18 protein-coding genes are annotated in these 12957 nt (G+C 60.0%); 6 read left to right on the forward strand and 12 right to left on the reverse strand.

The window, feature by feature from the left end:
- Positions 1-215 precede the first annotated feature (215 nt).
- The 11 genes from RIdsm_RS29710 to RIdsm_RS29755 form a co-directional block, all read right to left on the reverse strand.
- Positions 216-1100, reverse strand: a complete 885-nt coding sequence (locus RIdsm_RS29710; protein ID WP_057821659.1) for a transglutaminase family protein — start codon at positions 1098-1100, stop codon at positions 216-218.
- A 221-nt stretch (positions 1101-1321) separates the two neighbouring features.
- Positions 1322-1630 carry a hypothetical protein gene (locus RIdsm_RS29715; protein ID WP_143100574.1) on the reverse strand — a complete coding sequence of 103 codons (309 nt, stop codon included), beginning with the start codon at positions 1628-1630 and terminating at the stop codon, positions 1322-1324.
- A 70-nt stretch (positions 1631-1700) separates the two neighbouring features.
- Entirely contained in the window at positions 1701-2207 is a 507-nt protein-coding gene (locus RIdsm_RS29720) for a hypothetical protein (protein ID WP_229709627.1), read from the reverse strand.
- A gap of 85 nt (positions 2208-2292) precedes the next feature.
- Positions 2293-2472 carry a hypothetical protein gene (locus tag RIdsm_RS30305; RefSeq protein WP_057821653.1) on the reverse strand — a complete coding sequence of 60 codons (180 nt, stop codon included), beginning with the start codon at positions 2470-2472 and terminating at the stop codon, positions 2293-2295.
- Between the two features lie 86 nt (positions 2473-2558).
- Positions 2559-3365 (reverse strand): transglutaminase-like domain-containing protein, encoded by an 807-nt coding sequence (locus tag RIdsm_RS29725; protein ID WP_057821670.1) that lies wholly within the window; start codon positions 3363-3365, stop codon positions 2559-2561.
- A gap of 34 nt (positions 3366-3399) precedes the next feature.
- Positions 3400-4404, reverse strand: a complete 1005-nt coding sequence (locus tag RIdsm_RS29730) for a hypothetical protein (protein WP_143100573.1) — start codon at positions 4402-4404, stop codon at positions 3400-3402.
- Positions 4401-4880 carry a hypothetical protein gene (locus RIdsm_RS29735; RefSeq protein ID WP_057821651.1) on the reverse strand — a complete coding sequence of 160 codons (480 nt, stop codon included), beginning with the start codon at positions 4878-4880 and terminating at the stop codon, positions 4401-4403. Before RIdsm_RS29735 ends, RIdsm_RS29730 begins: the two co-directional genes overlap by 4 nt.
- A gap of 270 nt (positions 4881-5150) precedes the next feature.
- On the reverse strand, positions 5151-6239 hold the full coding sequence (hflC, locus tag RIdsm_RS29740) for a protease modulator HflC (protein WP_082647567.1): 1089 nt from the start codon (positions 6237-6239) through the stop codon (positions 5151-5153).
- Complete coding sequence (hflK, locus tag RIdsm_RS29745) at positions 6236-7303, reverse strand: FtsH protease activity modulator HflK (protein ID WP_057821650.1); 1068 nt, start codon at positions 7301-7303, stop codon at positions 6236-6238. The genes hflC and hflK overlap by 4 nt, the downstream gene beginning before the upstream one ends.
- 107 nt (positions 7304-7410) lie before the next feature.
- Positions 7411-7755, reverse strand: a complete 345-nt coding sequence (locus RIdsm_RS29750) for a hypothetical protein (protein WP_057821648.1) — start codon at positions 7753-7755, stop codon at positions 7411-7413.
- Positions 7752-8066 (reverse strand): hypothetical protein, encoded by a 315-nt coding sequence (locus RIdsm_RS29755; protein WP_057821646.1) that lies wholly within the window; start codon positions 8064-8066, stop codon positions 7752-7754. The genes RIdsm_RS29750 and RIdsm_RS29755 overlap by 4 nt, the downstream gene beginning before the upstream one ends.
- Positions 8067-8339: 273 nt before the next feature.
- Between RIdsm_RS29755 and RIdsm_RS29760 the strand changes: the two genes are divergently transcribed.
- From RIdsm_RS29760 to RIdsm_RS29770, 3 genes are all read left to right on the forward strand, one after another.
- On the forward strand, positions 8340-8765 hold the full coding sequence (locus RIdsm_RS29760) for a hypothetical protein (RefSeq protein ID WP_057821644.1): 426 nt from the start codon (positions 8340-8342) through the stop codon (positions 8763-8765).
- Positions 8766-8854: 89 nt separating this feature from the next.
- A complete protein-coding gene (locus tag RIdsm_RS29765) occupies positions 8855-9175 on the forward strand; it encodes a hypothetical protein (RefSeq protein ID WP_057821642.1) in 321 nt (106 codons plus the stop codon).
- A 211-nt stretch (positions 9176-9386) separates the two neighbouring features.
- Entirely contained in the window at positions 9387-9575 is a 189-nt protein-coding gene (locus RIdsm_RS29770) for a hypothetical protein (protein ID WP_057821640.1), read from the forward strand.
- 58 nt (positions 9576-9633) lie between these two features.
- Here the strand turns inward: RIdsm_RS29770 and RIdsm_RS29775 are convergent, their stop codons facing one another.
- Positions 9634-10371, reverse strand: coding sequence for a Crp/Fnr family transcriptional regulator (locus tag RIdsm_RS29775; protein WP_057821638.1), 738 nt, complete (start codon positions 10369-10371; stop codon positions 9634-9636).
- A 150-nt stretch (positions 10372-10521) separates the two neighbouring features.
- On the opposite strand from RIdsm_RS29775, the gene RIdsm_RS29780 reads away from it, so the two are divergent.
- The 3 genes from RIdsm_RS29780 (at position 10522) to groL (ending at position 12861) form a co-directional block, all read left to right on the forward strand.
- The gene (locus tag RIdsm_RS29780) at positions 10522-10758 is read left to right on the forward strand and encodes a hypothetical protein (RefSeq protein WP_057821636.1); all 237 of its coding nucleotides are present in this window, start codon (positions 10522-10524) and stop codon (positions 10756-10758) included.
- A gap of 133 nt (positions 10759-10891) precedes the next feature.
- Positions 10892-11179: a co-chaperone GroES gene (locus RIdsm_RS29785; protein WP_057821634.1), complete on the forward strand. Its 288-nt coding sequence runs from the start codon at positions 10892-10894 to the stop codon at positions 11177-11179.
- 44 nt (positions 11180-11223) lie between these two features.
- Positions 11224-12861, forward strand: a complete 1638-nt coding sequence (gene groL, locus RIdsm_RS29790) for a chaperonin GroEL (RefSeq protein WP_057821633.1) — start codon at positions 11224-11226, stop codon at positions 12859-12861.
- Positions 12862-12957: the final 96 nt, after the last annotated feature.

Below are 12957 nucleotides of genomic sequence, written 5' to 3' on the forward strand. Positions count from 1 at the left end.
TCAGCATACATACAATAATATACTATCGCAACATTAAGTATAAAGTCGCATAATGAAGTTTATGTTACGTCTCTTGCTGTATCGACATCCGCATACGGTTTGCCAAGCCAAATCTGCTAACCAGCAGAAACGTAGAGCAAATCAGTCCAATCCTTCAGGCCATCAATCCTGAGGGCTGTTGCCAGCATCGAAAGAAAATCCCTTCTTTCGTCTCGTCATCCAGGAGCGCGCGCCCCGGCATCTTCAAGATCCACGGATACTTCCATCGACAACACATCGCTGGGTCTGCCGTGGAAACTGCCCGTTACTGGAGCAACCTGCTCCATCCTTCTCGCGACGGCGACGGGTACGAGATTGGTGGAGCCGACCGACCTGTTGGTGGGATCAAACGGGATCCAACCCGCTCCGGGAACGAACACCTCGACCCAGGCGTGTGTGGAACCGCTTCCCACTGTTCCGACCCGGTCCCCCGAGGGATTGAACAGATATCCTGATACAAGCCTGGCCCCGAAGCCTAGTGTCCGGGTGGCCTCGGCGAACAGCACAGCGAAGTCCCGGCAGGATCCCCAACCCCTGTCGAGGGTCTCCAGCGGTCCTTGCGTTCCCTCGGTTTCGCGGCTCTGATAGGAAATGCTGGCCGTGATGCCGTTGCTGATGTCCTTCAGCAGTGACAGCGTGTCTGTTGGCCGTGACATGACATAACTTTCAACCCACGCGGACAACCGCCCCGCGGCGTCCGCGTATTGCGGCTTCGCCAGCGAGCCGAGGTCGGTCCGGTCGTCGCTGGAATAAACAAATGGGTAGGAGGCAGCGTCGGCAGCGATCGGGAAAACCGGCCAGACAGGCGCGCTCAGGTCCACCCGCGCGCGCGACCGGATCGAAAGCGACTCCGTCATCTCGTCGAACTGAGCCGTCGCGATCGCATTGCCGGCAACGTCGTTTGACCAGTCGATGCGGGCCTCGGGACTGATCTTCAGGTCGAAAGACGTCAGACTGAGATCCCGGGTTTCCCGCGGACGCAACATCAACCGATGCGGGCCGAGTGAAACAGCGATGCGATACCGATAGCAGGTTGTGTGCGTGAGGGTGATCGATGGCATCGGTGAGACCTACGACAAACGACCGCCGGAACGTCGGCGCCCATGTCCGCTACCCTCGGAAATAGCCGCGCGCCAAACGGCAGACCCCTTGCAACGCGAACATATGCGCTCAACGAACCCCTCGCTCCAGAAGCGCGACCTGCACTTCAAACAGAAGCGCTCGGCGGCAACGTCGGCCGCTGCCCTCGGTATCTCGAGTTCCTCGTCCGCGAACTTGATCGTCATTTCCGCTCCTCGCGTTTCCTCAGTCGTTCCATGTCGCCAAGGGCCCGTTTGATTAGTTTCTGAAGGCGTTCATCTCCAGCCTCGGGGGTCGATGCGTAGCGAACAAGAAGAAAGCGCCATTTCTCCATGACTTCGACCCATGTCCGCGCAGGCTCTGCCAGCATCTGATCTTCGAGACTTCCGAGGCCAAGTTGCGACGAGAGCGTAGAGGGTGGCTGGCTGTTCGCAGGGCGCCGACGCATCTCTGTTTCGCGCTGGTCGGCAGCGGATCTGTGACCGTCGAGATTGATCGGGTGATCGGTCAAAACCGAGCCCCTTCGATCCATTCGAACAACGCACTCGGTTGGATCGGGAAGCATCTGTCCAACAACGGCGTCATTCTCCTATGCCGGGACGAGAGCTTCCAGAGAGTGGGCCGGAAATACCTGCATCCGTCCCATTTCGTATCCCCTTCGGCTTGGAGGGGGCAACTTGCCCTGCCTGCCTATTGTCCGCCTCCGGCAAGCCGGGCCTGGAGTAAAGATGTCGCAAATGCGCCTCGGAGACGCCGTCCGCCTGCATAACGAGACGGATCATCGGGTCGGCAAGCATCTCCTCGAGGAAGAAATCCGTCAAGGCATTACCGGTCAGCTTGTCCCTCGCGCGTGCGTGGTCGAGGTCGGCAAGGGAAACAGTCAGGATTCTCTCCAGTCCAGGATGCGATGTCCGGGGATGAAGCTTCACCAAGACGGAGGCTTTCCAAGCTTCGGGGTCCACTTGATCCGGGGGAGACGCCAGTTCCGTTTCAATCTCGTACTCGCCCGCCGGAAGCGTTTCAGCAAAGCCTGGAACGGTGAACGGTCGGGAGAAAACCGCGATAGTCTTACTCGTCAGATCTTCCATTGGCGCTGTCCTTTCGCTTGTTTCTTTTGTTGCTATGGGTGGTCCGCGCCCCATTTGAGTATAAGATGCGTGGCCCGTGGACGTCTCAAGATGTCTTGGATTTCGCTGGTATGTCCTTGCCGGCAGGTTTGGACTCGTTCTCCTTGGCAAGAGTCTTAGCTATCTCCTCAGGCTTCGGATTCATTGCAGCCGCAGCCCGGTCAGTCAGGTCCTTGAAAGACATGTCATCGATCCTTTGATTGACCGACGGCAACTCCTCGTCCATGTCGGACCGGAACGCTTGGCGTCGGTATTATGTATATGGGGACTGGCGAACGGACTTACGATGTCCCGTCGCAAAAGAAACCAAGGTCAGGTCAACTCATCTGTCCAGACGTTGAATTGCGTCAGCGTATTCGGCCCGAATGTCTGGGTCAGAGGCACATCGGCGGCGTCCCGACCGCGCGCGATCAGGATCCTTCCCATGCGCGGGCTGTTGTTTCTTGGATCGAAGACCCACCAGCGACCACCCAGAAAGACCTCCATCCAGGCTGCGAAATCGTCGGGGGCGTGAGGCTCCGGTTGACCGAATTCGCTCAAATAGCCGGTGCAGTAACGCGCCGGGATGTTCATGCAGCGGCAGAAGGCGATGGCGAGATGGGAGAAATCCCGGCAGACGCCCTGCCGACCGGCCAGCGTTTCGGACGCGGTTCTGGTCGCGCTCGCCTGCATGTAATCGAAGCGGACATGCCTGTGCACGAAATCGCAGATCGCCTGAACGCGTGCCCAGCCAGGCGGGGTATTCTCGAAGCGCCGCCATGCCTCTTCCGAAAGAAGATCGGTGTCGCAGTAACGACTGCCGAGAAGGTAGACCAAGGTTTCGAAGGGCAGGTCCTGAACGGCGTGCTGCGCGGCCTCGGTCGCTGACGGATCGGGCAATCCGGTGTCGCGAAAGATCCCGTCGGTGGACAGGGTGAAGTCCCCCGCCGGCGCCACCATCCGCGTGCACCAATTGCCGAAGCCGTCGCGATAGCTTTCCAGCGGCACGCTCGGTTGCGTCACGAGATAGTCTGCACGCTCCAGATCGCCGAACCGCGAATAGTGCACATTCAGCATTGCAATGAGCGGCGTCGGCTGGGTCAGCTGGTAACGCAGGCGACAGCCTATCCGCAACCGCATGCCAGCCGTCTCGGCCGGACGCGATTTGGGGGCATTATCGTCCAAGAACGCACGCCCCGTCAGAAAGTTGAAAGCTCCGGTCGCAACGCCAGCGGTTTCCGGATCGATCGAGATGGGCATTTGCGGGCAGGTCGATCGCCACACAGGCGTTGTCCACCGCCTCGAAACCCCGTTCGCACCGCCATCCCGGACCGTAGGACTCTTGATCCAGAAAGGCGTTTGCCGGAAGCGCCACGGGATCACAGCGGCCATCGATTTCGAAGAAGCCCCTTTCACAGGCCCATTCGGCACCATAGTCGGCATTGGTGAGATAGCCGTTTTCGGGAACCGAAATCGGAACGCAGGCGCTCGCCGACGGTGTGAAACCGCGGTCGCATACCCACCCGGACCCCGACGTGTCTTCCGTGAGGTATCCATGTTCCGGAAGGACGATTGGCACGCATGTCTCACGATCCTGCCGGTATCCGCGCTCGCATTGCCAGTCGTAACCTGATGATCGCAGATAGGCATTCTCGGGCATGGGGATCGCTTCACAGGACGCATCGCCCACTTCTTCGTATCCTCGCCTGCACGCCCAGCCTGAACCATATGTCCGCCCTGTAGCATAGGCGTTGTCGGGGATGTTGAGAGCCAAGCATTCGGCACCGTCCATCCGAAAACCGAGATCGCAGTCCCAGCCCCCACCATAGTTCCGCGCCTCTGCGTTGTCTGGCATCGGTCCAGTGCCGTCTTGAGCAAAGACTGGGAAGGCCACAGACGCAATGATACCGGCCACGACAGCCAGCCTAGAGATCAGTCGTGCTAGCGAATTGTTGTTTTTCTTCTTGTCCTGTCTGATCGGCTTTTCCCTTGCAGGCCAAGCTTTGCCAGTCGCCGTTTTTTCCTTCAAAGAACCCAGGCAGTGTGTTCCAGTTTGGCTCCCGGGGCGGGTGAAGCGCGGTTGCGTATCCTCGAAATCGGGTCTTGGTGGCATGCCCTCGTTTTCTGCCGCCTGAATCGGGAAGTCTTGCGGAACTGTAAGGCGGGCGCGGTTGGTCATTTTTGGGACAACTTTATTAAAGCCGCAGCCGCAAGGGCATGTTCCTTCTGGTGGTAGTCGCCCCGGAACTTGCCATCGACCTGCACCTCCCAGATGCCGTTTCTTTCGCGCACCTGAACCCCATTGCGCTGCGTCGGCCGGTTCATGGAAGAATCTTGTGCTCCTCTGCTTTTCGGCGGCACGGGTTTCATGTCGGTCATTTCCGGCTCCCTCTCGTTTGGCGCGCGCACGTCTACGAGGAGCATCACGGCGCGAATGAATTCTTCCGCATAATCATCGGTTTCGCGGTAGTCATGTTCATGCCGCGCCATGCGCATCGGCTCGACGAACCGTTCTCTCAGATGATCAATAAATCGCGGCTCGGTGCGGGCCATGAAGGCGATCAGGGCTTGAAGCACCTTCTCATGGGCGAGCACACGCCGTTCGAGATCGGTGGTCTCTGCGGCTGTCCTGGTTAGATGTTTGACTGATGTCATAGCGTATTGTCCTCCTCGCTGCGCGGTGCGACGTTGGAAGTCGTGTCCTCGAGTGGGGGCAGGCAGGCCCTCGCCTCATCGCGATCCATCTCTTGCCATCCACCTACCAGCCAAGCGCAAATCGTGCGCTGACGCAGGTTAGGGGCACGGAAATTAAGTGGGTGTGTCTTGCTCAGAAGCGGAAAGAAACCGACCTCGGTGGTCCCGGTGTCATTGACGTGCTTCCCGCTTGATACCCTCTATTCATGCTTGAAACCCTCCACCATGAACCTATCGGCATGCTTCGACCTCCGTCTGTGTCACGATTGGCGTCGCGGGGTCTTGCGCTGGTCGGGCCCTGCCGATTGACGCCACGCCACCGTCGCTTGGAACGCTGCCTGGATCGCGGATCGGGTCTGCCTCGCCCTGCATGCCACGCAGGAACTGGAACAGATCGCTGTCCGTCGTCAGGACAAGCGTCGTGTCGTCGGAAATCATGTCGCCGTAGGCCTGCATTGTTCGGGTGAAATCGTAGAATTCGACCGAAACGGCATCAACATTGTAGGCGCCCGCATAGATTGCTGCTGCTGCGGCATCGGCGGCACCGCGGATTTCCTCGACGGCGCGATAGGCTTCGGACTGGATCTTGTTCAGATCCCGCACCCTGTTGCCTTGAATACGGGCCGCTTCACCGTTGCCTTCGGACAGGAATCTTTCGGCGATCTGCCGGCGCTCCGAGATCATGCGGTCATAGATCTTGGGTCGCACGCTCTCATTGTAGTTTATGCGCTTGAAACGAATGTCGAGAAGCTCAATCCCGAAGACGCGCACCTTCTCCGCCGCCGCCTCGAAGATCTGCTGCTCGACCAGCGCCCGCCCCTTCGTGATGGGAACCAGTGCGCCAATGTCCTGGGCAAGCTCCTGATCAGTCAGAAGCGTGTCCCGAAGCGGCGTCCGGCCCCTGGTCGTGCGCACAATCTCGATGAGTTCGTGCTTGGCGACGGCGTTCCGCGTCTCGCTACCGAGGATATCATCGAGGCGCGACTGGGCGCTGCGTTCGTCGCGCAGGCGCAGAAAGTACTGCAGAGGATCGGTGATCTTCCAGCGCGCGAAGAGATCGACCGAGATATAGAGCTTGTCTTTGGTGGGCATGTCCGATGGCGAGCCGTCCCACTCCAGAACCCGGCTGTCGATCCGGTTAACCTCCTGAACGAAGGGGAGTTTCAGCTTGAGACCAGCCTCGGTGATCGGCGCGCCGACCGGCTTGCCGAACTGGGTGATGATGGCCTGTTCGACCTCGCCGACGGTGTAGACGGCGGATGACGCAGCGACGACCCCGGCAACCGCGATCCCCGAGGCAATAAGCGAAAGGGTCTTCATCGTTGCTCTCCTGTCTGTCGATCAAGGTTCAAAAGCGGGAGGATGCTTGCCGTGGACCCGTCGACAATGATCTTGGAACCAATTCCCGGCAGAACATCCTGCAGGGTTTCGATGTAGATCCGGCGCCGGGTAACTTCGGGCGCCAGACGGTATTCCGTCAGGAGCGCCGTGAAGCGTGAAGCATCGCCCTCGGCTTCATTGATCCTCCTCAAGCGATAACCATCGGCTTCGCGGATCCGTTGGTCCTTTTCGCCTTCGGCTAAAGGTATGACGCGGTTGTATTCACGGCGGGCCTCGTTGATGATCCGCTCTTTTTCTTGCTGCGCCTGATTGACCTCGTTGAACGAGGCCTGAACGAGTTGGGGCGGATTGATATTCTTCAGCTGCACCTGATCGATGCTGATGCCCATCGCGTATTTGGTCGCGAGCGCCTGCATCTTCAACAGGGCTTCGCTTTCGATTTCCTGGCGCCCGACGGTGATCACCTCGTCGACTGTGCGGTCTCCCACGACTTCACGCATGACGGACTCCGAGACGTAACGCAGGGTCGCGCTCGGCTCGCGCACTTCAAACAAGAACTTCCGGGGTTCGGAAATCCGGTACTGCACCACCCACTCCACGAGCGCGGCGTTGAGATCGCCAGTCACCATCTCGGTCTCGCGGCGACCGTCCGTCGGGCTCTGATAGGGATCGGAGGCACCCGGAGTCGTGAACCCGAACTCTTGTTTCAACTGGCGCTTGACCGGGACCAACGTGGTCACGTCGATCCCGAACGGGATCTTGAAGTGCAGCCCCGGAGGGACCTCGGCCGCGTACTTCCCGAACCGTTGGACAATCGCAACAGAGTCGCTCGGCACCGTGTAATATGAGGACCACGCCCCAAACGCCGCAAGCGCAATGGCGGCCCCGATTGCAAGACGCTTCACCGGTGGCAGACCGTCCGGCAGGATGCCGTGCAGCCGATCCCGGCCCCTCCTGAGAATTGCGTCAACCTCAGGGGGAACGCGGGTCTGCTTGTTTTTCCAAGGTCCGCGATGTTCCGGTCCATTGTCATCAGATGGCATCGCAAGCTCCTATCTCAGTTTTGGCACTCGGGGCGATGCCTGGCTCGCGCGTTTGACGGTGCGAACCGTTTTGCGCCATCACATCGTCGGCTCTGAACAGCATGACCTCAGAGTTCCAGTTCCTTCAGGCAGGCTTGCGCAATGTCTCGGTCTGGGGCATCGGTTCCTGGCATCGTCGCCCAGCCGGCTGTCATGAGAGCGTCGCGCCTCTGGTAGGTTGAGGCTGCCCGGATCGTTGCAAGCTTGTCCACCCGAGCCGGGTCTGACCGCGCCATGTCGAGGCAGACCGGTACCATTGAGGCGACGACATCGTTACGGGACATCGCCACCGCCCGGTCATTCGAAGTGCCGCCGGTCATCCAGCCACCCCATGTAAATCCGACGACGCCGACAAAGACAGCACCGATCACGGCACCATAGATGCCAGGTTTGAGCCATTCGGGAGTATTCATTTCAAGTCCTCCTGCGGGAAAAGCGCCGCCTCGCTGTGATTGTTCGTTTCGCTTGTGGTTGCATCCCGGCTCAGCGCCGCTTTCAGGTCGCTGTCGGAAATCGCCCGTAATTCTGTACGTCCCGCATGACCGCCCCTTCCGCGCACCGTCAGGTAGGTCGCCGTCCGGCGATACGCCTCAAAGCTGAGCCCCTGGAGAAGCTCTTCTTCGACAAGAATTTCGTAGTCGCCCGCAGGCAAATCGCCCGGGTATCCCGGCAAGGTGAAAGGGTTCGAAAACGTCACCGTCGATTTGGTCGACCGCATGGTCATCTCTGATCTCCGCGATGTTGGCAGATTCGTCGCTCATCACTGTCGAGGGCACCTTGGAGACCCGGCCTGACCAGTCGAACGCTTTAGTGTCTTGTACATCGGGATCGTCCGACTGGCGCTGACGCATGTTAGTCCCTGGCACCGAACCTGCTGCGACCTTCCCGGGGTGCAGTCGCGCGCACTGACCTGTGTAAGGGCGGGGAGACCGACCCGCGCGTATCCTTTGGCAAACAGGGGCGATCTGCGTTCCTGCAACCAAGGAATGGAAATACAATGGCCGACCCCAATGTACTCAACCCGCACCCACCCGAGTTCGAGCGATTTCTCTATGCATCGGTCGGCGAGGACCGAAACGGATATATCGTGACGGTCCTCTCCACGCTCGCGCGGCTTGGCCTCGATCCATGGAAAGAAACCGCTGAACTGGTCATGCTGGGGCGCGACGGCGCGCGGGCACGATTGGGAACGCTGCTTTCCGGATTTCGGGACGTTCCTGCGCTCGCCAGCGATTACGGCAGGATCGCACGAGACCTGAGCCAGCTGCTTCCCGAAGGACCGACATCAGGTGCCCTGCAGCGCGCTGCCTCGACGGTGGCCGATGGCCGCCCGGGAACAAGCGGAGCGATCTGGGCGGTGCTCGCGATCATCTTTGTGCTATTTCAGACGTTCATGGTTGGCGGGTCGGGGTCAGGCGAATGACCGTATCAACCGCGACCGAGAGGAGACCGGCACATGCTGCGCACAAGTCTGGTACGCTTTCTCCACACGAACAGGGCATACTCTGGGACATGGAGGAGCACTTCTGGACCAGTGGCGCCGAGAACGCGCGGGCAACGACAGCGACCAACGCCGTCATGGTGTTCCCCTATCCGCCCGGCATCCTCCAGGGCGACCAGATCTGGACCCATCTTCGGGAAAGGACAGGCTGGCGCACCGTTGTCATGGCCGAACGGCGCGTCACGCGGTGTCGTGATATCGCAATTCTCACCTATCGCGTCTCGGCAGAGAAACCCGATGTGCCGATCTACAAGGCCCTCTGTGCCTCAACCTACCTCAACGATGACGACAGATGGCTGCGGATTTCCCACCAGCAAACTGCAGTGAATTGAGAAGCGCATGGGCAACCGACCTGCCGCAGGCGTCGGGGCTAACCTGCGTCAGTGCGGCGGGGCGCCGACTCCGTTTAGGTGAGACGTGCCGCCGAACATTCGGTGGTGCATTTTTCCGAGTACCCGAGAAGCGTGTGGGCGTGTCGATCTCCAAAGGACGGCATGTCGACACGCTTCTTATTCTCGGAGCGTCCAGGAAAGGACAATTCCAATGACTCCCGAACAGAACAAGACTGCCGAGAAGATGAAGTCCGTGAAGGCCGCGTGGGACAAGGCGCCCTCCGGCCCGAAGAAAGACGCGGCGCTGAAGCACTACCAGGCAGCCGAGAAGGCCCACACGGCGAAAAACGACGCCGAGACCAACAAGGAACTCGATGCGGCGAAACACGCCCTCGCTTAACCTCCGGCGTCTGATGTGATCACCGGGGCCGCCTGCCGAGCAAGAGAGGGCGGCCCTCTCATTTCAGGAGCGGCCCGGCGGTCTGATCCAGATATGCCGGATCGAACTCGGCAAGTTCCACCAGCCCGCCATAGTCGTGAAACGTCACGCGGCCGTCCCGAAAGGTCACCAAACCACTCTCGCGAAGCTGCCGTAGGACGCGGTTCACATGGACCGCGCTCAACCCCAGCGTATCGGCGAGGTGATACTGCGTGAGCGGGCAATCGAACCCTTCCTTGCTGCCTATGCCGACCAGCGCAAGCCTCGATTTCAGTTCCAGCAAGAAATGCGCCATGCGGGCGTCCGCATCACGTCGACCGATCCCGACGAGATGCTCCACGACCATCGCCTCGTCACGCGACGCCGCCCAGAGGATGGCCGTCGCAAGACGCGGCGTCCGTGCGAAGGTACCGAGAAGATCGCTCGCCAGCACTTCGGCGGCCTCGATGTCCACGATAGGTTCGAAGCTGTGATCCGACGTGCGCAACAGGACGCTGCGCAGTCCCAGAAAATCCCCCGGCACCTGGAAATCGACGATCTGCCGGGTCCCGTCGGCCTGCAGCTTGTAGGAGCAGACCCAACCCGACGACAGAATGTATGCGGCCTGGGCCGATTGGCCCTGATGCACCATATCACGTCCCGCGACGAAGGAGCGGCGACGCTGGTGCAGTCGCTCAAGCACGGCCAGTTCGACCTCCGACAGAGCGACGAAGGCCGAGAGCTTGCGGGTCAAAGGGCTGTGTTCTGCTGATGCCATGGAGGCTCCTGGCGTGTCGCGACCCAAGAGCGGAAATCGACTCGGACACTGCTCTGGATCAGTCCAGCATAGAGCACTTCCTGCGAGAAGTACGGATGTATTTGAACCTCACATTCCCGAGGGTTCACGATATCAAGGAAGGAAACCCGGATGTCCACCGCGAGCGAACATGCAGGTCGGGCCGCCCTGTCAATCTGCGAAGCGCTCCTGCTTGCCATGAACGATCTCGGATTGCTGTCGGAGCACGAGATTGTGGGGGTTCTTCGCGACGCCGCGGCGACCCATGAGAATGCCGTTGGCACCGAACTCGAAATAGAAAGCCACCGGGCCGTCGCCGAATTGATCAACGCGATCATCGCTGGCGGAAACTCGGTTCGACGCTCGTGATGCAATACCGCGGCGGTCTTGATCCGCAATCTCGAAGAATAGCCCCACCAGGTTGTCGCCGCCTTGCGCGCATCCAAGCCGGGCATTCGAACAAGGTACTTACGCCCGACAATCCTCGACAAGGAGCACGTCGATGTCATTCACTCCCCTCCACGACCGGGTGCTCGTTCGCCGCATTGAAGGCGACGAGACGACCAAGGGCGGCCTCATCATTCCCGATACTGCCAAGGAGAAGCCTCAAGAAGGCGAAGTTGTCTCCGTTGGTGCGGGGGGAAGGCGCGAGGACGACGAGCGTATCCCGATGGACGTCAAAGCCGGCGACCGGATCCTGTTCGGAAAATGGTCCGGCTTAGAGATCAAACTCGATGGCGAAGACCTTCTGATCATGAAGGAGAGCGACATTCTCGGCGTGATCGCCTGAGTCCGAAACCTTTCACATCAACCTCAGTCTCAGGAATTCACATCATGCCCGCAAAGGAAGTTCGATTCAGTACCGACGCCCGCGATCGCATGCTTAAAGGCATCGACACGTTGGCCAACGCCGTAAAGATCACCCTCGGCCCCAAGGGCCGAAACGTCATTCTCGATAAATCCTGGGGTGCGCCGCGCATCACCAAGGACGGTGTGACCGTCGCCAAGGAGATCGAGCTGTCGGACCATTTCGAGAATATGGGCGCCCAGATGGTCAAAGAGGTCGCGCAGCGCACGAACGACGAGGCTGGCGACGGAACCACCACGGCAACCGTACTCGCCCATGCGATTGTCCGGGAAGGCATGAAGTCGGTTGCGGCCGGCATGAACCCGATGGATCTCAAGCGCGGGATCGACAAAGCCGTCGCTGCGGTCGTGGCCGAGATCAAGACCATGTCCAGACCGGTCGGCGACAGCGAAGAGATCGCCAAGGTCGGGGCCATCTCGGCCAATGGTGAAGCCGAGATCGGTCGGCAGATTGCCGACGCGATGGCCAAGGTCGGCAAGGAAGGCGTGATCACCGTCGAGGAAAACAAGGGGTTGGAGACTGAAACCGAAGTGGTCGAGGGCATGCAGTTCGACCGCGGCTATCTGAGCCCTTATTTCGTCACGAATGCTCAGAAAATGGTCGTCGAGCTGGATGACTGCGTCGTCCTGCTTCACGAGAAGAAGCTGACCTCTCTCATATCCATGGTGCCGTTGCTGGAGGCTGTGATTCAGGCCGAGAAGCAACTGCTGATCGTGGCCGAGGATATCGAGGGCGAGGCGCTGGCGACGCTGGTCGTCAACAAGCTGCGCGGCGGATTGAAGGTGGCGGCCGTCAAAGCACCAGGCTTCGGGGATCGCCGCAAGGCGATGATGGAAGACATCGCCGTGCTGACGGGCGGTCAGGTGATTTCCGTGGAAATGGGCACCAAGCTGGAGAATGTCACCATGGACATGCTCGGGTCCGCCAGAAAAGTCACGATCACCAAGGATGACACGACCATCATTGACGGTGCCGGCGACAAAGGCGCGATCGCGGCGCGCGTGACGCAGATCCGGGCGCAGATCGAGAACACCACCTCGGACTACGACAAGGAGAAGCTGCAGGAACGGCTGGCCAAGCTTGCCGGCGGCATCGCCGTTATCCGGGTCGGCGGGGCAACCGAGATCGAGGTGAAGGAGCGCAAGGACCGCATCGACGATGCGCTCAATGCCACCCGTGCCGCAGTTCAGGAAGGTGTCGTGCCCGGCGGCGGCGTGGCCCTGGTTCATGCCGGCAAGGTTCTGGCATCGCTGAAGGGCGAGAACGGCGATCAGGATGCCGGCATCAAGATCGTCCGGCGCGCGATCCAGGCACCGCTGCGCCAGATTGCCGAAAATGCCGGGGTCGACGGATCGGTCGTTGTTGGCAAGGTCATCGAGAACGACAGCCGGAGCTTCGGTTTCGACGCGCAAGCCGAGGAGTACGTCGACATGCTGAAGGCCGGCGTTATCGACCCGACGAAAGTCGTTCGGATCGCACTCGAAAACGCCGCGTCCATTGCCGGGCTATTGATCACGACCGAGGCGATGGTCGCGCAAAAACCCAAGGAGGGCGGCGCCGGTAACGAAATGTCCGATATGGGTGGAATGGGCGGAATGATGTGAAGATCTGCGTCCCTTGGTCACGAGCCTCAGGACGCGAAACCAAATTCTTGAAGGACTTGAACACGGATCAATTCGTTAAGCAAATCCAGAACTAGG

It is taken from the genome of Roseovarius indicus (genome assembly GCF_008728195.1).
Taxonomy (GTDB): domain Bacteria; phylum Pseudomonadota; class Alphaproteobacteria; order Rhodobacterales; family Rhodobacteraceae; genus Roseovarius; species Roseovarius indicus.

Coding starts and splice junctions, on each gene's coding strand:
- RIdsm_RS29710 (WP_057821659.1), bottom strand. CDS start 1,100: ATGCCATCGATCACCCTCACGCACACAACCTGCTATCGGTATCGCATC.
- RIdsm_RS29720 (WP_229709627.1), bottom strand. CDS start 2,207: ATGGAAGATCTGACGAGTAAGACTATCGCGGTTTTCTCCCGACCGTTC.
- RIdsm_RS30305 (WP_057821653.1), bottom strand. CDS start 2,472: ATGGACGAGGAGTTGCCGTCGGTCAATCAAAGGATCGATGACATGTCT.
- RIdsm_RS29725 (WP_057821670.1), bottom strand. CDS start 3,365: ATGCGGTTGCGGATAGGCTGTCGCCTGCGTTACCAGCTGACCCAGCCG.
- RIdsm_RS29730 (WP_143100573.1), bottom strand. CDS start 4,404: ATGACCAACCGCGCCCGCCTTACAGTTCCGCAAGACTTCCCGATTCAG.
- RIdsm_RS29735 (WP_057821651.1), bottom strand. CDS start 4,880: ATGACATCAGTCAAACATCTAACCAGGACAGCCGCAGAGACCACCGAT.
- hflC (WP_082647567.1), bottom strand. CDS start 6,239: ATGAAGACCCTTTCGCTTATTGCCTCGGGGATCGCGGTTGCCGGGGTC.
- hflK (WP_057821650.1), bottom strand. CDS start 7,303: ATGCCATCTGATGACAATGGACCGGAACATCGCGGACCTTGGAAAAAC.
- RIdsm_RS29750 (WP_057821648.1), bottom strand. CDS start 7,755: ATGAATACTCCCGAATGGCTCAAACCTGGCATCTATGGTGCCGTGATC.
- RIdsm_RS29755 (WP_057821646.1), bottom strand. CDS start 8,066: ATGACCATGCGGTCGACCAAATCGACGGTGACGTTTTCGAACCCTTTC.
- RIdsm_RS29760 (WP_057821644.1), top strand. CDS start 8,340: ATGGCCGACCCCAATGTACTCAACCCGCACCCACCCGAGTTCGAGCGA.
- RIdsm_RS29765 (WP_057821642.1), top strand. CDS start 8,855: ATGGAGGAGCACTTCTGGACCAGTGGCGCCGAGAACGCGCGGGCAACG.
- RIdsm_RS29770 (WP_057821640.1), top strand. CDS start 9,387: ATGACTCCCGAACAGAACAAGACTGCCGAGAAGATGAAGTCCGTGAAG.
- RIdsm_RS29775 (WP_057821638.1), bottom strand. CDS start 10,371: ATGGCATCAGCAGAACACAGCCCTTTGACCCGCAAGCTCTCGGCCTTC.
- RIdsm_RS29780 (WP_057821636.1), top strand. CDS start 10,522: ATGTCCACCGCGAGCGAACATGCAGGTCGGGCCGCCCTGTCAATCTGC.
- RIdsm_RS29785 (WP_057821634.1), top strand. CDS start 10,892: ATGTCATTCACTCCCCTCCACGACCGGGTGCTCGTTCGCCGCATTGAA.
- groL (WP_057821633.1), top strand. CDS start 11,224: ATGCCCGCAAAGGAAGTTCGATTCAGTACCGACGCCCGCGATCGCATG.